The 20,641-nt window shown below is 64.4% G+C and carries 17 protein-coding genes; 15 read left to right on the top strand and 2 right to left on the bottom strand.

The window, feature by feature from the left end; translation table 11 throughout:
* Nucleotides 1–168: 168 nt before the first annotated feature.
* The gene (locus GE073_RS17125; protein WP_153783926.1) at nucleotides 169–2,922 is read left to right on the top strand and encodes a discoidin domain-containing protein; all 2,754 of its coding nucleotides are present in this window, start codon (nucleotides 169–171) and stop codon (nucleotides 2,920–2,922) included.
* A gap of 372 nt (nucleotides 2,923–3,294) precedes the next feature.
* On the opposite strand, the gene GE073_RS17120 is transcribed toward GE073_RS17125, so the two are convergent.
* Entirely contained in the window at nucleotides 3,295–4,236 is a 942-nt protein-coding gene (locus tag GE073_RS17120) for an ArsR/SmtB family transcription factor (protein WP_028597229.1), read from the bottom strand.
* A gap of 142 nt (nucleotides 4,237–4,378) precedes the next feature.
* Between GE073_RS17120 and GE073_RS17115 the strand changes: the two genes are divergently transcribed.
* The 8 genes from GE073_RS17115 to GE073_RS17080 all read left to right on the top strand — a co-directional run bounded on the left by GE073_RS17115 (nucleotide 4,379) and on the right by GE073_RS17080 (nucleotide 13,402).
* The gene (locus GE073_RS17115) at nucleotides 4,379–7,177 is read left to right on the top strand and encodes a glycoside hydrolase family 2 protein (protein WP_228551599.1); all 2,799 of its coding nucleotides are present in this window, start codon (nucleotides 4,379–4,381) and stop codon (nucleotides 7,175–7,177) included.
* Between the two features lie 107 nt (nucleotides 7,178–7,284).
* Nucleotides 7,285–8,283 (top strand): aldose 1-epimerase, encoded by a 999-nt coding sequence (locus GE073_RS17110; RefSeq protein WP_101807877.1) that lies wholly within the window; start codon nucleotides 7,285–7,287, stop codon nucleotides 8,281–8,283.
* A gap of 50 nt (nucleotides 8,284–8,333) precedes the next feature.
* Nucleotides 8,334–9,791, top strand: coding sequence for a glycoside hydrolase family 32 protein (locus GE073_RS17105; protein WP_028597226.1), 1,458 nt, complete (start codon nucleotides 8,334–8,336; stop codon nucleotides 9,789–9,791).
* Nucleotides 9,792–9,992: 201 nt separating this feature from the next.
* A complete protein-coding gene (locus tag GE073_RS17100) occupies nucleotides 9,993–10,838 on the top strand; it encodes an AAA family ATPase (RefSeq protein WP_028597225.1) in 846 nt (281 codons plus the stop codon).
* A 43-nt stretch (nucleotides 10,839–10,881) separates the two neighbouring features.
* Nucleotides 10,882–11,151, top strand: a complete 270-nt coding sequence (gene rpsN, locus GE073_RS17095) for a 30S ribosomal protein S14 (protein WP_028597224.1) — start codon at nucleotides 10,882–10,884, stop codon at nucleotides 11,149–11,151.
* 4 nt (nucleotides 11,152–11,155) lie between these two features.
* A complete protein-coding gene (locus GE073_RS17090) occupies nucleotides 11,156–11,512 on the top strand; it encodes a DUF3024 domain-containing protein (RefSeq protein ID WP_052332885.1) in 357 nt (118 codons plus the stop codon).
* A gap of 131 nt (nucleotides 11,513–11,643) precedes the next feature.
* On the top strand, nucleotides 11,644–12,045 hold the full coding sequence (mscL, locus tag GE073_RS17085; RefSeq protein ID WP_153783924.1) for a large conductance mechanosensitive channel protein MscL: 402 nt from the start codon (nucleotides 11,644–11,646) through the stop codon (nucleotides 12,043–12,045).
* Nucleotides 12,046–12,304: 259 nt separating this feature from the next.
* On the top strand, nucleotides 12,305–13,402 hold the full coding sequence (locus GE073_RS17080) for a GntR family transcriptional regulator (RefSeq protein WP_028597221.1): 1,098 nt from the start codon (nucleotides 12,305–12,307) through the stop codon (nucleotides 13,400–13,402).
* Here GE073_RS17080 and GE073_RS17075 read toward each other — a convergent pair.
* A complete protein-coding gene (locus GE073_RS17075; protein ID WP_153783923.1) occupies nucleotides 13,399–13,542 on the bottom strand; it encodes a hypothetical protein in 144 nt (47 codons plus the stop codon). The two genes, GE073_RS17080 and GE073_RS17075, sit on opposite strands and share 4 nt — an antisense overlap.
* A 110-nt stretch (nucleotides 13,543–13,652) precedes the next feature.
* Between GE073_RS17075 and GE073_RS17070 the strand changes: the two genes are divergently transcribed.
* The 6 genes from GE073_RS17070 to GE073_RS17045 all read left to right on the top strand — a co-directional run bounded on the left by GE073_RS17070 (nucleotide 13,653) and on the right by GE073_RS17045 (nucleotide 20,481).
* Nucleotides 13,653–14,678, top strand: coding sequence for an iron-siderophore ABC transporter substrate-binding protein (locus GE073_RS17070; RefSeq protein ID WP_153783922.1), 1,026 nt, complete (start codon nucleotides 13,653–13,655; stop codon nucleotides 14,676–14,678).
* Nucleotides 14,675–15,736, top strand: coding sequence for a FecCD family ABC transporter permease (locus GE073_RS17065; RefSeq protein WP_153783921.1), 1,062 nt, complete (start codon nucleotides 14,675–14,677; stop codon nucleotides 15,734–15,736). Before GE073_RS17070 ends, GE073_RS17065 begins: the two co-directional genes overlap by 4 nt.
* Before the next feature lie 56 nt (nucleotides 15,737–15,792).
* Complete coding sequence (locus GE073_RS17060; RefSeq protein ID WP_101807873.1) at nucleotides 15,793–16,839, top strand: FecCD family ABC transporter permease; 1,047 nt, start codon at nucleotides 15,793–15,795, stop codon at nucleotides 16,837–16,839.
* A 36-nt stretch (nucleotides 16,840–16,875) separates the two neighbouring features.
* Nucleotides 16,876–17,700 (top strand): ABC transporter ATP-binding protein, encoded by an 825-nt coding sequence (locus GE073_RS17055; RefSeq protein WP_101807872.1) that lies wholly within the window; start codon nucleotides 16,876–16,878, stop codon nucleotides 17,698–17,700.
* Between the two features lie 205 nt (nucleotides 17,701–17,905).
* Nucleotides 17,906–18,847: a glycoside hydrolase family 43 protein gene (locus GE073_RS17050; RefSeq protein ID WP_043110752.1), complete on the top strand. Its 942-nt coding sequence runs from the start codon at nucleotides 17,906–17,908 to the stop codon at nucleotides 18,845–18,847.
* Between the two features lie 206 nt (nucleotides 18,848–19,053).
* A complete protein-coding gene (locus GE073_RS17045; RefSeq protein WP_153783920.1) occupies nucleotides 19,054–20,481 on the top strand; it encodes a family 43 glycosylhydrolase in 1,428 nt (475 codons plus the stop codon).
* The last annotated feature ends 160 nt before the right edge of the window (nucleotides 20,482–20,641 follow it).

Below are 20,641 nucleotides of genomic sequence, written 5' to 3'. Positions count from 1 at the left end.
CCAGCCTATAGGAGGCGATTTATACTGGAAAAGCCATCCGCCCAAGCGGGGGCAGAAGCACCGGCGATACGGAGAGAGAGGAGGCGGCTGACAACCTTTTTGAAAACGATTACAGAAAGACGGCCAGCCTGAAAAAACAAGCAAGGCCAATCCGAAGGAGGATGAAAAATGAAGCGATTGTTCCTGACGGCCGCCGCGGCGATGGCGCTGGGCGGCCTGGCGGCTGGGGCGGCCTCGGCCGCTCCGGTCAGCGACGCCAACACGACGATGTTCGGACCGGACGTCTATGTGTTCGATCCGTCCATGCCGGCGGCGGACATCTCCGCCACGGCGACGTCGATTTTCGGCTTGCTGGAGTCGGCCGAGTTCAGCACGAGCCGCAAGGCGCTGCTGTTCAAGCCGGGCACGTACAACGTCAGCTTCAACGTCGGCTTCTACACGCATGTCGCCGGACTCGGACGCAATCCCGGCGACGTGACGGTGACCGGCGGGGTGAATGTCAATGCCGACTGGGACAACGGCAATGCGACGCGCAACTTTTGGCGCGCGATCGAGAACATGACGCTTGCGCCGGCTAGCGGCAAGACGCAGATCGCCGTCTCCCAGGCCGCGCCGCTGCGCCGCCTGAACGTCAAGGGCGAGCTCGACCTGTTTGACTTCGACTCCAACTGGAATGCCGGCTGGGCGAGCGGCGGCTTCCTCGCCGACTCCAGGGTCGACGGCAAGATCGTGCCTGCGTCGCAGCAGCAGTGGTTTTCCCGCAACAGCGAGTGGGGCGAGTGGACGAACGGCGTCTGGAACATGGTGTTCGTCGGCAGCAAAAACGCGCCGGCCGCCAGCTTTCCCGATCCGCCCTACACGGTCGTGCCGACGACGCCGCTCATCCGCGAGAAGCCTTATCTGTATGTGGACGGAAACGGCCAGTATCAGGTGTTCGTGCCCGCGCTGCAAAGCGGCACGCAGGGCGTCAGCTGGGCGGCCGGCTCGACGCCGGGCCAGTCGATTCCGATCGGACAGTTCTACATCGCGCGTCCTGAAAGCGCTACCGCAGCCGCGCTGAACGCCGCGCTCGCTCAAGGCAAGCATCTGCTGTTCACGCCGGGCATCTATCATCTGAACGATACGATCCGGATCACCTCCGCCAATACGGTCGTGCTCGGCATCGGCATCCCGACGCTCGTGCCGGATACGGGCCTGGCGGCGATGAGCGTCGCCGACGTGGACGGGGTGAAGATCGCCGGGCTCATGTTCGACGCCGGCCCGGCGAGCTCGCCGGTGCTGCTGGAGGTCGGCCCGCAGGGCAGCGCCGTCCGCCACCAGGCCAATCCGACGTCGCTCCATGACCTGACGTTCCGCACTGGCGGAGGATCGAACGGACGCAACGAGGTCAGCCTGCGCATCAACAGCAGCGACGTCATCGGCGACCATTTCTGGATCTGGCGGGCGGACCACGGCGCCGGAGCGGGCTGGACGTCCAACGTCTCCAAGAACGGGCTCGTCGTCAACGGAACCGACGTTACGCTGTACGGCCTGTTCAACGAGCATCACAACGAGTACCAGACGGTGTGGAACGGCAACGGCGGGCGGCTGTACTTCTACCAGTCCGAGATTCCGTACGACGTCCCGAACCAGGCTTCCTGGAAAAGCGGCGGCGGCGCCGTGAACGGCTATGCCTCCTACAAGGTCGGAGACGGCGTGACGAGCCACGAGGCGTGGGGGCTCGGCATCTACTCCTACTTCCGCGACGCGGCCGTCAAGCTGGGCAGCGCCATCGAGGCGCCGAACGCGCCGGGCGTGAAATTCCACAACATGACGACGATCTGGCTCTCCGGCACGGCAGGCAGCGAGATTACGCATATCGTCAACAACATCGGCGGCCGCGTGTACGCCAACACGCCGGCCGAGGCGATGCGCCAGACGCTGACGGAATGGGCCGGCAACGGCTCGGCGACGCCTGCTCCAAGCGCGACTCCGACACCAACGCCGACACCAACGCCGACACCAACGCCGACACCAACGCCGACACCAACGCCGACACCAACGCCGACGGCAACTCCGACACCAACGCCGACGCCGGGAGCGGCGCTGGACCGTACGGGCTGGACGGCGAGCAGCACGCCGTCGAGCGGCGACGCCGCGTCCAACCTGCTGGACGGCAGCATGGCGACGCGCTGGAGCACGGGCACGGCGATGGCGCCGGGGCAGTCGATCACGATCGACATGAAGGCGTCCAAGTCGTTCAGCAAGCTCGTCATGGACTCCACGGGCAGCGACGGCGATTATGCTCGCGGCTATGAAGTGTACGTGTCGGCGGACGGCGCGAGCTGGGGCAGTCCGGTCGCGACGGGCACCGGCAGCGGACCGGTCGTGACGGCCACGTTCGCGTCCCAGACAGCGCGCTATATCAAGATCGTGCAGACCGGCACGGCGAGCAGCTGGTGGTCGATCCGCGAGCTGAACGTGTACGGCACGGCAGGCGGAGGCCCGACGCCGACGCCAAGTCCAACGCCGTCCCCGAGTCCGACGCCGGGAGCGGCGCTGGACCGTACGGGCTGGACGGCGAGCAGCACGCCGTCGAGCGGCGACATCGCGGCCAACCTGCTGGACGGCAGCATGGCGACGCGCTGGAGCACGGGCACGGCGATGGCGCCGGGGCAGTCGATCACGATCGATATGAAGGCATCCAAGACGTTCAGCAAGCTCGTCATGGACTCGACGGGCAGCGACGGAGATTATGCGCGCGGCTATGAAGTGTATGTGTCGGCGGACGGCGCGAGCTGGGGCAGTCCGGTGGCGATGGGCACCGGCAGCGGACCGGTCGTGACGGCCACGTTCGCGCCCCAAACAGCGCGCTATATCAAGATCGTGCAGACCGGCACGGCGAGCAGCTGGTGGTCGATCCGCGAGCTGAACGTGTACTAGCACAACGGGCTTTTCGGCCGGGCGGCCGGAACCAAGGCATAAACCTGCCTTGGATTTGCGAAAACCGGCCGGGTGGCCGGAACCAAGGCATAAACCTGCCTTGGATTTGCGAAAACCGGCCGGGCGGCCGGAACCAAGGCATAAACCTGCCTTGGATTTGCGAAAACCGGCCGGGCGGCCGGAACCAAGGCATAAACCTGCCTTGGATCATCGAAAACCGGCCAGGCGGCCGGAACCAAGGCACAAACCTGCCTTGGATCCGCGAAAACCGGCCGGGCGGCCGTCCCGCCCAACTCAAAGGGGCAGGGTCAAGGTCCATTTTGGACCTTGACCCTGCCCCTTCTCCTTGCCCGGCAAGACCCGACCTGAGCGTCAGCCCTCGTCCGGCCTGACGCGGCGCACAAAGCTCAGCACGAGATCCTGCGCGTAGTCGCCGAAGCCCGTGCCGAACAGATTGAGGCCGCGAGCGTTCGCCGCATCGGCGGCGACGGCCAGCCTGATGCGGATCGGCTCGTTGAACGCAAGCGTCAGGTCGCCGAGCGACAGCTCCGAGCAGCGCTCGCCGTTCAGGAACGAGCCGTCCCGGGTCACCTTCCACTCCGTCAGCCGGCCATACTCGGTATTGCCGCGCCAGCGCTCCGGCGTGAAGCGTCCCTTGCGGTCGCCGAAGTCGCCGGGACTCGTCCAGGTGCCGACCGGCAGGCCGTCGACGAGCATCGTGATGTCGGACGGCCAGTCGTCGCGGAAGCCGGGCGCCTCGGAGCAGAGCTCGGCCGTCAGGACGAGCTCGTCGAGCTCCGCTCCGGGCGGCATCGGATTGGCGAATTCGTACTCCAGGCTGCCGCTGCCGGAGAACCAGAGGATGGCGGCCTCGGCGCGCTCCGGCATATAAAAGACGCGCGGGTCGTCCGGCGACCCGAGTCCGGCTCCTTCCCGAGAGGCCATGCCGCATGGGGCCTGGATGTCGCAGCGGGAATAGAGGCCGATCGGCATGCGGATCTCCTCCACGCGGCGAAGCGCGTCGCCGGAGCGCAGCGGAAGCTCCAGCAGCACGGAGCGGCAGCTCGCCGTGCAGATCTTCTCGCGCCCGCTGCCCTGGCGGCAGGAGACCAGCTCGGCCTGCTCGAGCGCCTGCACGTTGATCGAGATGGTCGGCTGAGCCGCTCCGAGCGCCTCGGCCAGCTGGCTGACGCTCATCGGGCGCTCGCCGAGCGCCTCCAGAATCCGCAGGCGGATGTCGCTCGACAGCGCCTTGGCGACGTCCAGCAGACGGGAGGCGGGATAGCGGATCAGCTCTTGTTTCGGTTCGTTCATGTCAGCCCGTCCTTTGGCGAAATTGGGATGCTTCTAGTCTAGCCGGAATCCTCAATATTGTAAAATAACAATACATATTGCGAAATCATTATGTATGCGCTATGATGAGGGCAATTCCTGCTGGAAAGGTGTGTGTCCGAACGTGCCATCCCTAACCGAAACGAAGCTTGAACAGCCTCGCCCCGAGCATCCCCGCCCCGATTGGGAGCGACGGGACTGGCTGAATCTGAACGGCGAATGGGACTTCCGCTTCGAGGCGGCCGCTGCTCCGACCGCTGCTCCGACCGCTGCTCCGACCGCTGCTCCGGCAGCCTCCGGCCAAGCCGCCGCCGAATCCGAATCCGCCGCGTCCTCCCCCCGCAAGCTGCCGGAGGACGCGGACTTCGACGCCCGCATCACCGTGCCGTTCTCGTGGGCGAGCCCGCTGTCGGGCTGGGGCCGCGACGAGAAAGGCGTCGGCTGGTACCGCCGCGCCGTCCGCTGGAGTCCTGCCGCCGCCGGCTCGCTCGTATTCCTGCGCTTCGGCGCCGTCGACTACGAGTGCGACGTCTGGGTGAACGGTGTCCATGCCGGCTCCCACCGAGGCGGGTACGGCTCGTTCGACCTCGACGTGACGGCTGCCTGGCGGGCGGAGGCGGACAATGAGATCGTCGTGCGCGCCGAGGACCTCGACGGAGCCTGGCAGGCGCGCGGCAAGCAAGGCTACGGCGAGATCCGCGGCATCTGGCAGCCGGTCTGGCTGGAGGGCCGGCCGCTGACGTTCGTGCGGAGCGCCAAGTTCGAGACGGCGATCGACGGCTCGGTCGAAGCCGTGCTGCGCATCGAGGCCGCGCAGGCGGGAGAGGCGCTGCTGCAGCTGGACTTCGGACCGGACGCGTCCGCCAGCGAGCAGCTGCAGCTGGGCGCCGGCGCGAACGAGGCGCGGGTCCGCTTCTCGGTCACGGAGCCGCGGCTGTGGAGCCCGGACGCTCCGCATCTGTACGAAGGCGGGCTGACGCTGACCAGCGTGGCGGGCGAGGACCGCATCGGCACGTATTTCGGCATCCGCGAGATCGGCGCCGAGGCGTTCGGCGAGCGCGGCTATAAGTGGGTCACGCTGAACGGCAAGCCGATCTACCTGAACGGCACGCTCGACCAGTCCTACCACCGGACGGGCTACTTCACGTACCCGTCCGACGAAGAGATGCGCGAGGAGATCTATTTGATGAAGAGGCTCGGCCTCAACTTCGTGCGCATCCACATCAAGCCGGAGGAGCCGCGCAAGCTGTACTGGGCCGACAAGCTCGGCATTCTCGTCATGGAAGACATGCCTTGCTTCTGGGGCAATCCGGACGAGCGGGCGCGCGCCGCGTACGAGAGCGAGGCGCGGGAGACGATCGAGCGCGACTGGAACCATCCGTCGATCTTCTCGTGGGTCATGTTCAACGAGACCTGGGGACTGAAGACGGATGCAGGCGCGGTGTCGACGACGGGGGACGCGGGCCAGCAGCAGCTGTACCTCCCGGAAACCCAGGAGTGGGTGCGCCGCTGCTACCGCTGGGCCAAGGAGCTGGACCCGACCCGTCTTGTCGAGGACAACTCGCCGTGCAACTGGGATCATGTCGAGACCGACCTCAATACGTGGCACTTCTATGTCAACGGGTACGCCAAGCTGCGCGAGCATGTCGAGCATGTCGTCTCGGGCACGCATCCCGGCTCCGAGCTCAACTACATCGGCGGCAACAAGCAGGCGGACGCCCCGCTCATGAACAGCGAGTGCGGCAACGTCTGGGGCATCGAGGGCGGAGCGGGCGACAGCGACCTTGCCTGGCATTACCGCTATATGCTCAACGAGTTCCGCCGCCACGACAAGCTATGCGGCTTCGTCTTCACCGAGTTCCGCGACGTGACGAACGAATTCAACGGCTACTACCGGCTGGACGGCACGTCCAAGGACTTCGGCTATGACGGCGTCATGCCGGGCATGAGCCTGCGCGACCTGCACGCGGCCGACTTCATCGTCGTCGACGAGCCCCCTTGCCGGACGGTGGAGGCCGGCTCCGAGGCCGAGGTGAAGCTGCTCCGCTCCAGCTACAGCGACGCCTATCACGGCCGGACGCTGACGCTGCAGTGGGAGCTGGCCTATGACCGGGACGGGGCGCGGACGATCCGCGAGAGCGGCAAGGCCGAGCTGGGGTGGGACGGCTACGGCGTCGCCGAGCTGCAGCCGCTGCGCGTGACGATGCCGGACGAGGACGCGGTGGCCGTGCTCGGCCTGCGGCTCGTCGACGATAAAGGCGCGGTCGTCAGCCGCAACTTCACGACATTCGACGTCAGAGGAAGGGCCGCCAGCCCGCTCGCCGCATCCGTGCCTGTCGCCGAGACGGCGGAGCGCTCGTTCGAGCCGGATTGGACCGCGATCGGCGGGCAAAAGCTGAACGGCGGCCGCGCAGGCAGCTTCGCCTACGAGATCGCGCTGCCGGACGCGCAGCGGCTGCCGCTGCTGTCGGAGGTGGAGATCCGCTTCGAGGCCAGCGCCAAGCGCCTGCTCGCGCATCATGTGGAGGGACAGAGCCAGGCGGCGAACGTCAACTTCATGCACGGCGACCGCGCCGACGCGCAAAACAACGCCAACACGCACTTCATGACGGGCGAGGAGAAGCATGCCTCGCAGGTCGACGTGCTCGTGGACGGGGAGCAGATCGCGACATTCGTCCTGCCGGACGATCCGGCCGACGCGCGCGGCATCCTCTCCTGGCACTACCAGGAGGCGGACAACCGGCTGGATGAAGCCGGCTCCTACGGCTGGCTGTGCCGGGCCCAGGTGCCGGCGCGGATCGCGGCGAAGCTCGACGCAAGCCGCAGCCTGCGGCTGGAGCTGCGCGCCTCCGAAGGCGGCCTGTCGCTGTACGGCCGCGACGCCGGCCGCTACCCGGTGGCGATCGAGGCGATCTGCCGCTGAACCGGCAGGCGCGGCAGAGGGGGGAGTCCGTCCTATGGACGGACTTTTCGCCATGCGGTAAGGTAAGGTGGAGAAGGACACGCGAGTCATGAGGAGGAGCCTGAGACATGAAGCATGAAGCATACGAGGGTACATACCAGGGCGAAAAGGCGGTCTGGCTGCGGTCGGGCAAGTATGAAGCGGCGCTGCTGCCGGAAATCGGCGGCAACCTGATCGCCTTCCGCGACGCGGAGACGGGCAGCCGCTTCCTGCATGAGCCGGCCGAGGACGAGATGGAGGCGTTCAAGGCGCGCCCGATGATCCACGGCATCCCCGTGCTGTTCCCGCCGAACCGCTACGAGGACGGAGCTTTTCCGTGGGAGGGCCGCACGCTCCAGCTGCCGGTCAACGAGCCGGAAACGGGCAACCATCTGCATGGCTTCGTCTACAACATGCCTTGGGAGATCGAGGAGTTCGGCACGACGGCGAGCGGCAGCTACGTCGTCACGTCCATCCGCGTCGACGAGAGCCATCCGAGCTATGCGAGCTTCCCGTTCCGCTATACGATCCGGCTGAAATACGAGCTGGGCGAGCTCGGCCTCGCCCAGCAGGTTCAGGTCGTCAACGAGGGCGACGGCGCGCTGCCTTGCCTGCTCGCGTTCCATACCGCGGTGCGGGCGCCGTTCCATCCCGGCAGCGCGGCATCCGACTGCAAGGTCAAGCTGACGATCGGCGAGCGCTGGGAGCTGGACGGCCGCATGCTGCCGACCTCGCGCCATCAGCCGCTCAGCCCCGAGGAGGAGCAGCTCAAGGGCGAGGGCGTCTATCCGTTCTACGCGGCGATGGACAACCACTACACGGCCGTGCCGCAGCAGGGCCGCAACCGGATGGAGCTGACCGACGCCAAGGCGGGCTTGACGCTCGTCTACGACGTCGGCACGTCCTACAAGCAGTGGATGATCTGGAACAACTTCGCGACGGAGGGCTTCTTCTGTCCCGAGCCGCAGGTCAACCTCGTGAACGCGCCCAAGTCGCCGCTGCCGGCGGAGGAGATCGGCCTGTTCCGCCTGGAGCCCGGCGAGATCTGGGAGGAGCGCGCCCGGCTGTATGTGAAGGCCGCCCGCTAGCGTCCGCTCCGGGCAGGGCAAGCCAATCGGCAATAGAGGAGAGAGGCGACATGTCCGCGCATGATCGGGGCAAGCTCCATTTCTCGGCCAAGGAGAACTGGCTGAACGACCCCAACGGAATGGTTTATTTCGAAGGCGAGTATCATCTTTTCTTCCAGCACCATCCCCATGGCATGACGCATGGACCGATGTACTGGGGCCATGCGGTCAGCCGCGACCTGACGGAGTGGGAGGAGCTGGACATCGCGCTCTTCCCCGACGAGCACGGCATGATCTTCTCCGGCAGCGCGGTCGTCGACTGGAACGACACGACCGGCTTTTTCGGCGGCGAGCCGGGGCTGGTCGCGATCTTCACCCATCACCTCGAGCGCGAGGGACAGCCGGCGCTGCAGACGCAGAGCCTGGCCTACAGCAAGGACAGAGGCAGGACATGGACGAAATACGCCGGCAATCCGGTGCTGAAGCACGACGACTACATCGACTTCCGCGATCCGAAGGTTCTGTGGCATGAGCCGACGTCGCGCTGGGTGATGGCGGTCGCTTGCGGCGACACCGTCTGCTTCTATGCCTCGCCTGACCTGAAGGAGTGGACGTTCGGCAGCGAGTTCGGCGACGGCATCGGCTCCCATGACGGGGTCTGGGAATGCCCGGACCTGTTCGAGCTCGCGGTCGACGGCGATCCGGCCCGCTCCAGATGGGTGCTGCTCGTCAGCATCGGCGATGCTCCCGCTGTGGAGGAAGGCTCGCGCACGCAGTACTTCACCGGCTTCTTCGACGGCGCCTCCTTCGTCCCCGACGCGGCCTCGCAGGCTGTCCGCTGGCTGGACGGAGGGCGCGACAACTATGCGGGCGTAACCTGGTCGGACGTGCCGAAGGAGGACGGGCGGCGGCTGCTGATCGGCTGGATGAGCAATTGGAAATACGCCAACCTGACGCCGACGGAGGGCTTTCGCGGCGCGATGACGCTGCCGAGGGAGCTGGCGCTCGCCTCGACGCCGAGCGGCGACACGCTCGTGCAGCGTCCGGCGAGAGAGCTGGAGCGCGCGCTCGTCCCGCTGCTGGAGCTTGCGGATGCTCCGCTCGCGGCAGCCGCCGAGGCGCTGGCCGCTCTGAGGCTGGACATCTGCCTCATCCGGGCCGTGCTGCCGGCGCAGTCCTCCTTTGTCCTGGAGGTGCGCAAGGGCGCCGCGGAAACGACCGAAATCGGCTTCGACGCGAAGCTTGGACAGCTGTACGTCGATCGGACCCGCTCCGGCCGGAGCGGCTTCCACCCGCAGTTCGCCGGACGGCATGCGGTCGCGGCGGAACCGGCCGACGGCCGGATCGAGCTCGACATCTGGGTGGACCGTACATCGGTCGAGGTGTTCGCTTGCGGTGGACAGGCGGTGCTGACCGACCTGATCTATCCGTCTCCCGGCTCCGACGGCTTCTCGCTGAGCTCCGAGGACCCGGAGCTGCAGCTGCCGTCTCTGCGCGTGTTTGCGCTGGAGCTGCCTGGCCGGGGCTGAGGAGCGGCGGACGAAAAGCTCGTGAAACGAAAAAAGCGCCGCGGACGTCCGGGAACCGAGACGTTCGGCTGGAAAAAGGCTGCCGCTGAGGCGGCCTTTTTGCTGTTGGAATGGAGACGGCCGGAAAGAGCGGTTTGACAAAACCGCTCGCCCGCCTATAATAGTAATTATTACGTTTAGATCCGAAGGAGAATTAGACTCATGAGCAAGTCGTCGGCCTACCGCCTGCCGCGCTCCAAAGGAACCGATACGGCGACGGTGTACAGCCCGAAGGAATGCGCCCGCAGGACGAGGCGCATCGTCTACCAGGAGGACAACCGCCGCATCGTCGAGGAGTTCCTCCGCATTCTGAGCCTGAAGGACAAATTCGCGGAGCATGACGTTCCGATTCCGAACAAGCTGCTGCTGTACGGCCCGCCGGGCACGGGAAAGACGCTGACGGCCTTTGCGATCGCCGCCCGGCTCGAGGTGCCGCTGCTGCTCGTACGGCTCGATTCCATCATCCACAGCCATCTGGGCGAGACGGCGAGCAACATCCGGCGGCTGTTCGACTACGCCCGCTCCCAGCCCTGCGTGCTGTTCCTCGACGAGTTCGACGCCGTGGCGCGCACGCGGGAGAACAACGACGAGGTGAAGGAGATGACGCGCGTCGTCAATACGCTGCTGCAATGCCTCGACGAGTTCGAGGAGGGCAGCGTGTTCATGGCGGCGACGAATCTCGACGGCGATCTCGATGCCGCCATCTGGCGGCGCTTCGATACGAAGCTGAGCTACGCCCACCCCGACGAGCCGGCGCGGCTGCGGTTCGTCGGGCTGCTGATCGGCGACTTCCCGGCCGAGCCCGCCTTGACGGCAAAGGCATCCGATTGGCTGCGCGGCTGCAGCTTCGCCGACATCGAGCAGATCATGCTGAAGGCCAAGCGCAAGGCGATTCTGGCCGACGGGCCGCTCACGGCCGCGCTTGTGCGGGAGGCGGGCGAGGAGTACCAGCCGAGGCGGACGCCGGACCTGGAGGAGGCGCCGGGCGCAAGCGCTCTGGCGCTGTGAGGATTCCTGCTTGAAGATTCTCATTTAAAAGGAGAGAGGCAACATGGCCAAGAAGTCCAAAGTCGTCAAAGAACAGAAACGCAAGGCGCTCGTCGAGAAGTATGCGGAGCGGCGGCGCCAGCTCAAAGCGGAAGGAAATTACGAGGCGCTCGCCAAGCTGCCGCGCGACTCCTCGCCGACGAGGCTGCATAGCCGCTGCGAGATGACCGGCCGCCCGCATGCCTATTTGCGCAAGTTCAAGGTATCGCGGATCGCGTTCCGCGAGCTGGCTTACAAGGGCCAGATTCCCGGCGTCAAAAAAGCGAGCTGGTAGTCCCGTGGCGATCGATCCGTTCACGAGGTTCCGGATCAGCCGCATCATGGAGGGCTACGCCGAGCTCAAGGTGCCGCGTCCGCTGCGCGACCAGGTGCGCCTGTCGAGCGAGTGGGACGAGGACTGCTTGACGCTGCTGGAATGGCGGCCCGCCATGCGCGGCAGCAAGCCGCAGTGGGAAGCGCGTCCGATCGCTCGCTTCCGGCATGACGGGCAGCTCTGGGAGGTCCAGCGGCTGGACCGGTCCGGCAAGGCGTGGAGCCGAGTGCCGCATATTTCGCCGGATGCCGACTTCGAGCGTCAGCTGGAGCAGGTGGAGCACGATCCGGACGGCCTGTTCTGGGCGTCGCTCGCCGACTAGCGCCTGCTGGCGGACGGCCCGGCTGCCATCCGCCGCAGGCAGGATCGAAAAGACTCTTTCTCATCGGCCTGGAAAAGGTATACTTGGAAGAGATCCTCAACCAGGACAATTGAAAAGGAGTGGACAACCCCATGTGGAAAGACTTCAAGGCGTTCGCCATGAAGGGCAACATCATGGAGCTGGCGATCGCCGTCATCATCGGAGCCGCCTTCGGCAAGATGGTCAGCTCGCTCGTCGCCGACATCGTCACGCCGCTGCTCGGCATCGTGCTCGGCGGCATCAACGTCTCGGGACTCGAGGTCACCGTCGGAGATACGGTGCTGACGTACGGCCTGTTCCTGCAGTCGATCATCGACTTCTTCATCGTCTCGTTCTCGATCTTCCTGTTCATCCGCCTGCTCGGCAAGCTCAAGCGCAAGGAGAAGGTGGAGGAAGGACCGGCCGAGAAGGAGATCGTGCTGACCGGCGAGGAGAAGCTGCTCATCGAGATCCGCGACCTGATCAAGGAGCAGGCGAACCGCAACCGTTCTTAGGGCGTGCCCCGAAAGCTTGGCCCGAAAACCGCTCCTGCGCGCGAGGAGCGGTTTTTTGGCGCGTCCCGGCCCTGGCATGTCCCGGCCCGTGCATGTCCCGGCCCTGGCGCCCCGGCTCTGACCCGCCTCGGCCTTGCAGCGAGGCGCTTCCGTCCCCGCGTGTCCGCCCCAACCCCATCCCCGCCCGTCCGTCTCCGACATGTCCGTACAAGCTTGCATGTGGTATACTGATCGGTAGCTTGATGGACGGGGTGCAGGCATGGAAGACAGACAACCGAAATACCGCTTGCTGAAGCAGCAGATCGAAGGCTGGCTGCGAGCGGAAAAATACCGGGCGGACGAGCAGCTGCCGTCCGAGAACGAGCTGGCGGCCCAGTTCGGGCTGAGCCGCCAGACGGTGCGCCAGACGATCGGCGAGCTGGTCAGCGAAGGGCTGCTCTACCGCGTGCACGGCAAAGGCACGTTCGCGAGCCCGTCGGCGCGTCCGGGAGCGGGCGGCGGCACGGCCGTCGGCATGATTACGACCTACATCTCGGACTATATCTTTCCCCATATCGTACGGGGAGCGGAGGCCGAGCTGAGGAGCCGCGGCTGCGGGCTGCTGCTGTCGAGCACGGACAACAGCAAGCAGGCGGAGCGCCAAGGGCTCGAGCGGATGCTCGCCCATCCGGTCAAGGGGCTGATCGTCGAGCCGACCCGCAGCGCCCAGGGCAACACGAACCTGGACCTGTACGTGCGGCTCCAGCTCGACGGCATCCCGCTCGTCATGATCAACGAGCGCTATCCGGATCTGGACTGCCCCTGCGTCAAGGTGGACGACGAGGCCGGCGGCTACGCCGCCGCCGCCCATCTGCTCCGGCTCGGCCACACGCGTCTGGCCGGCCTGTTCAAGACCGACGACATGCAAGGAACGCGGCGCCTGCAGGGCATGCTGCGCGCCTGCCGCGAGCATGGCCTGACGCCGGAGCCGGACCGGCTCGTGCTCTATGCCTCAGAGGACAAGGCGAGCAAGCCTGCGGCCGCCGCGAAGCGGCTGCTGGAGCTGCCGCAGGGCGAGCGCCCGACGGCGCTCGTCTGCTACAACGACGAGCTCGCCGTGCAGCTCGTCGACCTTGCGAGCGGTCTCGGCCTGTCCGTTCCGGACGAGCTGTCGGTCGTCGGCTTCGACGACTCGCAGCTCGCGCTCGCCGGCTCGGTCAAGCTGACGACGCTGTCGCATCCGAAGTCCGAGCTCGGGGCGCGAGCCGCGCGGCTGCTGCTCGACCTGGCCGACGGCCAGCCGGCTCCGCCCCAGGAGCAGCTCATTTATGCCCCGGAGCTGATCGAGCGCGGCTCGACGGCTCCGTGGAACGGCTAATCCATTGCTTTTTGCTGCGCGGCTCGATTTATTTTTTTATTCGCATCGTTTTGCAGAGGCGTGAACCAAAAAATAAATCGAGTTGCTGCATCAATAAATGCGGAAAATAATATACTTTCGATTATTCCCATAAATTTCATCCCCATTTTCGCCTCATTTATCCCCTCGTCCTTGCTTGACAAAGGAAAGTAAATTGAATATCCTTGACGATAATGATTCTCAATCGCATAGACAAGAAAAGGGGATATTCATGTTCAACTTGACTAAACGGCTCGGCGGCGTTTCGCTCGCCACGGCAATCGTCATCGGTCTGATGGGCTGCTCGGGAGCCAACAATAACGGAGCGGACAGCTCCAATTCGACCAATGCCAATCCAAGTCCGTCGCCTGCCGCGACGGAATCGTTCAACGCCAGCATCGACACCAAATTCGGCCAGGTGACGATCGCCGAAGAGCCGAAGCGCGTCGTCGCGCTCGGCTGGGGCGATGCGGAGACGGCGCTCAGCCTTGGCGTGCAGCCGGTCGGCGCAAGCGATTGGCTCGCCTTCGGCGGAGACGGAGTCGGCCCATGGCTGGAGGGCGCCTATGCGGAAGCTCCGACGATCCTCGGCACGATGGAGCTTGACTACGAGAAGATCGCCGCGCTCGAGCCCGATCTGATTCTGGACGTGAAGTCCTCCGGCGACGAAGAGCGCTACAAGCGCCTGTCCGAGATCGCGACGACGGTCGGCGTTCCGGCAGACGGAGACAACTATTTGACGTCCACGAGCGAGCAGGTCGACATGATCGCCAAAGCGCTGGGCAAGGAAGAAGAAGGCGCGGCGCTGCTCAAGCAAGTCGACGACGCCTTTGCAAAAGCGGCTGCGGCCTATCCGGAATTCGCCGGCAAGTCCATTGTCGTCGGAGCTTATTCCTCCGACGGGTTCGGCGCTTACGTCAAGGGCGATGCTCGGGTCGACTTCATGGAACGGCTCGGATTCAAGAACAAGGCCGAGGTCGAGCAAAAGGCCGACGGAAACTTCTATGTGAAGGTTTCGGACGAGCAGCTCGACCTGCTGGATGCGGACGTGACGGTCGTCATGCCGATCTGGGTCGATCCAAAGGAAATTACGGACAACAAGCTGTTCCAGAAAATTCCTTCCGTCGTAGACGGCCGATCCATCATTCTGGATGAGAACACATCCAATGCCTTCTCCACCGGCACGATTCCGTCCCTGCTGTGGACGATCGAGAACTTGCCGAAGCAGATTCAAGCCATCGCTAAAACCGGAGCGTGAGAACGTTGGCCAAGCAGCCCAAGCATGATCAGGCTCGAACTCGACCTGTCGGGTCCTTGCGATCCAAAAGGATAACGGGGTTCATCATCGCGCTCCTCCTGCTTGCGGCTGCCGTGTGCCTTAGCTTGATGATCGGAGCGAAGCGGCTTTCCATCGAGACGGTTTTCCAGGCGCTGCTTTCCAGCAGCGACACGTATGAGCATCGGGTCATTCTGGACTCCCGGCTGCCGCGCACGCTGCTCGCGCTCGCGGTCGGTCCTGCGTTTGGACTCGCGGGAGCGCTCATCCAGGCTTTGACCCGAAATCCATTGGCTGACCCCGGCATTCTTGGCGTGAGTGCAGGGGCAGCCTTTGCTGTTGCTGTGGGGGTCGGCGTCTTTTCGATCGGCACGGTGACGGGATATGTGGGCTTCGCGCTTGCCGGCGCGTTCGCGGCGACGGTCCTCGTGTATTTCATCGGCGGAGGCGCGGGCAAAAGCTCTCCGACGCCCGTCCAGCTGACGCTGGCGGGGGTCGCGATCGGAGCGGTCTTGAGCGGATTTACGACCTCCATGACGCTTTTGAACAGCAAGGCGTTCGAGCGCATGCTGAACTGGACCGTCGGTTCGCTCGCCCGGGCGAGCCTGGCCGACATCTGGCCCGTGCTGCCGATCCTGCTGGTCGGCGCCGGGCTGGCGTTGGCCCTCGCTCCCGCCTTGAACGCGATTGCCTTCGGCGAAGACCGGGCAGCCTCGCTGGGCGTCAACGTCATCCTGATCCGCGGCATCGGCCTGGTCGCCGTCACGCTGCTTGCCGGCGGAGCGACGGCGATCGCCGGCCCGATCGGCTTTCTCGGCCTCATGGTCCCCCATTGCATCCGCTGGTTCGTCGGACCGAGCCAGCCCTGGATATTCATCTACTCGCTCGCCGTCGCTCCGCTGCTGCTATTGATCGCCGACATGATCGGAAGAATCGTGCTTCTGCCGAGCGAGGTGCCCGTAGGCATCATCATGGGCTTCATCGGCGCGCCGATCCTGATCCTCCTTGTCCGTCGCCGCGCCGCCAGCAAGCTGTCTTGAATGGAACGAAGTTTGGAAGCAAACGCTATTTTCTAAAAGGTGGAGGAGTGGCTGCAATGACTCCCGTTCCGTTCGGCAGGCGGTACATACGAATCAAAAAGGGGATCCAGCTTCGGATCGATGCGAGGAGCCTGGCCGTGACGGCCGTGCTCGTCTCCATGACCTTGGCGCTGGCGGTCGCCGGACTGATGATGGGCTCCTTGCGGCTCAGCGTGGCGGAAGTTTGGGCCGCGTTGAACGGGGAAGGAACCAAAATGGCACGGACGATCGTCGTCGAGTGGAGGCTGCCGCGCGTGCTGGCGGCGATCGTCTTCGGCGCCGGGCTGGCCGTCAGCGGCGCTATTTTCCAGTCGATGACGCGGAACCCGCTCGGATCGCCGGACATCATCGGGTTTACTTCCGGCTCGTATACAGGTGCTCTTGTCGCCATGCTCATCGTCGGCTCCACGTCGTTTGCAGGAATCGCGGCGGGCGCGCTGATCGGCGGCCTGGCGACGGCCGTCCTCATTTATTCCTTGGCCTTCCGCAAAGGGACGCAGGGCTTCCGGCTGATCATCGTCGGCGTCGCCATCTCCACGATTCTGAGCAGCTTGAATTCAATGCTGCTGCTGCGCAGCAAGGCAGAGGTCGCGCTCACGGCCGCGGCCTGGGGCGCAGGCTCGCTTAACGGCATCAGCTGGGCCCAGTCCGCTGGAAGCCTGATCGTCGTCGCCGCGCTGCTGCTGGCGGCTATGGCCATGATCCGTCCGCTGCAGGCGATGGAGCTTGGCGAGGACGCGGCTAAAGCCCGCGGCGTCCGCGTGGAGCGCTCGCGCCTCGTCCTCATCCTGCTGGCTGTCGTCCTGACCGCCGCTCCGACGGCTGTCATGGGGCCGGTCAGCTTCATCGCCCTGGCGGCGCCTCAAATCGCGCTGCGGCTGACTAAATCGCTGCATAGCTTCGCTCCGGCGGCGGCGATGGGCGCGTTCATCCTGCTGAGCGCGGATCTGGCCGCGCAGCGGCTTGTGCCGGGCGTCCTGCTTCCGGTCGGAGTCGTCACGCTGACGATAGGCGGCTTGTACCTCGTAGGCATATTGTTCAGGCAAGCGCGGTCGGCCTTGTAGCCGACCCATCGGCCTGGAAAGGAACGGAACCCTGACATGACAAGATCCGTGGATGGCAGCCGGCAAGCGAGTAGCTCCGAGCCGGCGTCGAGGCTTTGGACGGAAGACATTACGATCCGCTATGACGACCGCATCATCTCGCAGAACCTTTCCGTGACCATACCGGACGGCTCCTATACGGTCATCGTCGGACCGAACGCATGCGGAAAATCGACGCTGCTGCGGACGCTGGCCAAGCTCATCAAGCCTGCCGCCGGGCAGGTCTTGCTGGACGGCAAAGACATCTCCGCCTACAAGTCCAAGCAAGCGGCGCGCAAGCTCGGCCTGCTGCCGCAATCGTCGACCGCGCCGGACGGCATCACAGTGGCCAATCTGGTCGCGCACGGACGCTACCCGCATCAAAGCTTCATCCGGCAATGGACCGACGAGGACGAAGAAGCGGTCGTCGACGCGATGCGGCTGACCGATACGAGCGAGCTTGCGCAGCGCTTCGTCGATGAGCTCTCCGGCGGCCAGCGCCAGCGCGTCTGGGTCGCCATGGCGATCGCGCAGCAGACGCCGCTGCTGCTGCTCGACGAGCCGACGACCTATTTGGACATCGCCCATCAGATCGACCTGCTCGAGCTGTTCAAGGACCTGAACGGGCAAGGCCGAACGATCGTCGCCGTCCTGCATGACCTGAACCATGCGGCGCGATATGCGACTCACCTCATCGCGATGAAGGATGGCCAAGTCGTCGCGCAAGGGAATCCGAGCGAGATCATGACGGAGCGGCTGGTCGAAGACGTCTTTGGCCTGAAGTGCAGAATCATCGACGATCCGGTATCGCATACGCCGCTTGTCGTCCCGCTCGGCAGGTGACGTCCGAGCAGCGCAGGCCGCAGCGGCCGCGCCATGAGCCGCATCCAACTGCGAGACAGCCCCTTCTTTTGCGAGAAGGGGCTGTTTTTTTCTTTGCCGGAAGTTGACGCATGAACGCGGCATCGTACAAGATGGATGGAGCGCTCGGATTCCAGTTCTGGAATCGATTTCGCAGCGGATGCGCATGATGAAGGGGGAGCCGGACATGACGGAGGCTTATTTGTTCGTTCATTTCAAGGAAAAGGAAACGCCGGACGGAGAACAGGTGTACTTCGGCCTCAGCAAGGACGGGTTCCGCTGGGAGCAGGTGAACGGCGGCAGGCCGGTGCTCGAAAGCGTGCTCGGAGAAAAGGGCGTCCGCGACCATACGATCGTCCGTACCCGCGAAGGCGGCTTCTGCATTCTGGCGACGGATCTCAGCCTCGCGAACAGCTTCCACGGCAAGTACAAGGGCGACTGGGGCAACATCGGCATCGACGGAAGCAAATGCCTCTCCCTGTGGAAGTCGAGCGACCTGATCCACTGGTCCGAGCAGCGGCTGATTCCGCTTGGCGACGACTCGTTCGGCTGCCTGTGGGCGCCGGACATCGTCCATGACGAGCGGAGCGGCGACTATATCGTCCACTGGTCGTCCTCGCACGCGTCCAACGGTTACGGGCCGAAAGCGATCTACTATTCCCGCACGCGCGACTTCGAGCAGTTCAGCCAGCCCGAATTGCTGTGCCGCAAGGAAGACAGCGGCATCATCGACTCGGCGATCTACGTGGAGGACGGGAGCTTTTATCGGTTCTTGAAAAGCGAGGCCAATCCGGCCGCGATCGTGCTGGAGAAGGGAACAGCGGTCGCCGGAGACGATTATGTCCGCGTCGAAGCCTTCGACGCAGAGATGGCCAAGCTCGAGCAGGGCGTCTACGAGGCTCCGACCGCTTTCCGCCTGCCGGATGGCAGATGGTGCCTCATGCTGGATTTCTACGGCGTGCAGGGCGAAGGACAAGGCTATGTGCCGTTTGTCGCCGAATCGCTCGCAAGCGGGAGGTTCATCCGTTCCGACGAGCTGTTCAGCTTTCCGTACGGATTCAAGCACGGCACGGTGCTTCCGATCTCGACCGAGGAATACGATCGGATCAAAGCCCGCTTCGGCGGCTGAATGTCGTGGCGACGGGGGGCGCTCCGCATTACGCTGCAGCAGCCCTCCTGTACGATTTGGCATTTTTGCATATTGTTGAGAATTGTTCACTGCCCCTAACGGCCGTTTGTCCATCTTCTTGCTCTTTGTTCACTAGTCCAGACGTGGCGCAATTGGTATACCTAAAAGAGGAAGCGCTTCCAAATTGACGTGAAGAAAGAGGGAGAATGATGAAAAGCTGGCTCAAGCTCATTCTGTTGCTCGCCTTGATCGTCCCATGCCTGACGCTGCAGCTGCCAAAAGAAGCGAGCGCCGCGGTCCAGACGATCGCGAACGGCACGCCGTGGAAGGATGTGAACAATGCCTCGTTCCAAGCCCATGCCGGCTCCATCCTGCAGGTCGGCTCGACCTACTACTGGTATGGAGAGGACAAGATCCACAACAGCGCGAACTTCAAGGCCGTCACGGTGTACTCCTCCACGAACCTGAAAAACTGGACATGGCGCAGCTACGCCCTGACGACGGCATCCAGCCCGGAGCTGGCGTCCGCCAAGATCGAGCGTCCCAAAGTCATCTATAACGAGGCGACAAATAAGTACGTGCTGTGGGCCCACTACGAGGACGGCAACGGCTACACGCTGGCTCGCGTCGCGGTCGCTTCCTCCTCTTCCCCGATAGGACCATTCACCTACCATGGCAGCTTCCGGCCCAACAGCAAGGAATCGCGCGACATGACGATTTTCAAGGACACGGATGGACAAGCCTATCTGTTCTCCTCCTCCGACAACAACTACAACCTGCGCCTGTACAAGCTGACGTCGGATTATCTGGGCATCGCGCAAGAGATGAACATGATCTATGAAGGCGATCATCGCGAGGCTCCGGCCATCGTCAAAAAAGGCTCGCTCTACTACCTCATCACGTCGGGCGCGACGGGCTGGTACCCGAACCAGGCGATGTACTCCACCGCGACGAGCCTGAACGGGCCTTGGTCGGCCCTGCAGCCGATCGGCGATCCGTCCACGTTCTACACCCAGCCGGCCTTCATCTTCACGATCCAGGGCTCCAGCGGCTCCAACGCGATCTATGTCGGCGACCGCTGGAATCCGAGCGCGCTTGGCGATTCCAGATACGTCTGGCTGCCGCTCGTGCTGAACGGGACGAGCGCCTCGCTGACGTACTCGGATCAGATCCAGGTGGACGCGGACACGGGCTTCGTCGCCGGGGTCAACAACGGGACGCTGCTCTCTCAAGGCAAGCCGGCGACCGCGCAGACCGCGCAGGCCGCCTATCCGGCGAGCCGCGCCAATGACGGCAATTACCAGACGGGCTGGGTGGCGACGGGAGTGACGTGGCCGCACTGGTGGCAAGTCGATCTCGGCGCGGTCAAAAGCATCAAGAACGTGCAGATTTCATGGTACATGTACAAAGGCTCCGAAGCGTTCTACAAGTACAAGATCGAGACGAGCAGCGACAACGTCAACTGGACCGTCGCTCTGGACCGGACGGGGAACACGACGTACGGCTTCACTTCGGACTCGCTGACGGCGACAGCCCGCTACGTCCGCATCAACATGGTCGACGCCGATTTGTGGAACAATCCCGGCAACTGGTACACGCCGCAGCTGTGGGAGGTCAAGGTTTTCGGCACTTAACCGCAGCCCGTAACCGTAGGCTAATATCGAAGCATCGGCCGGGAGCCTCGCGCTCGGAACGAGGCTCCCGGCGACAAGAAAGGACGGCGAAAGCCGTCCTTTCTTGTACATACCACTATGCAGCAATAAAAAAGATCTTCCCAACATGTACATACAAGTT

The organism is Paenibacillus sp. B01 (assembly GCF_009649995.1).
Classification (GTDB): Bacteria; Bacillota; Bacilli; order Paenibacillales; family Paenibacillaceae; genus Paenibacillus_O; species Paenibacillus_O pasadenensis.
This window is presented reverse-complemented; position numbering and strand designations above follow the sequence as displayed.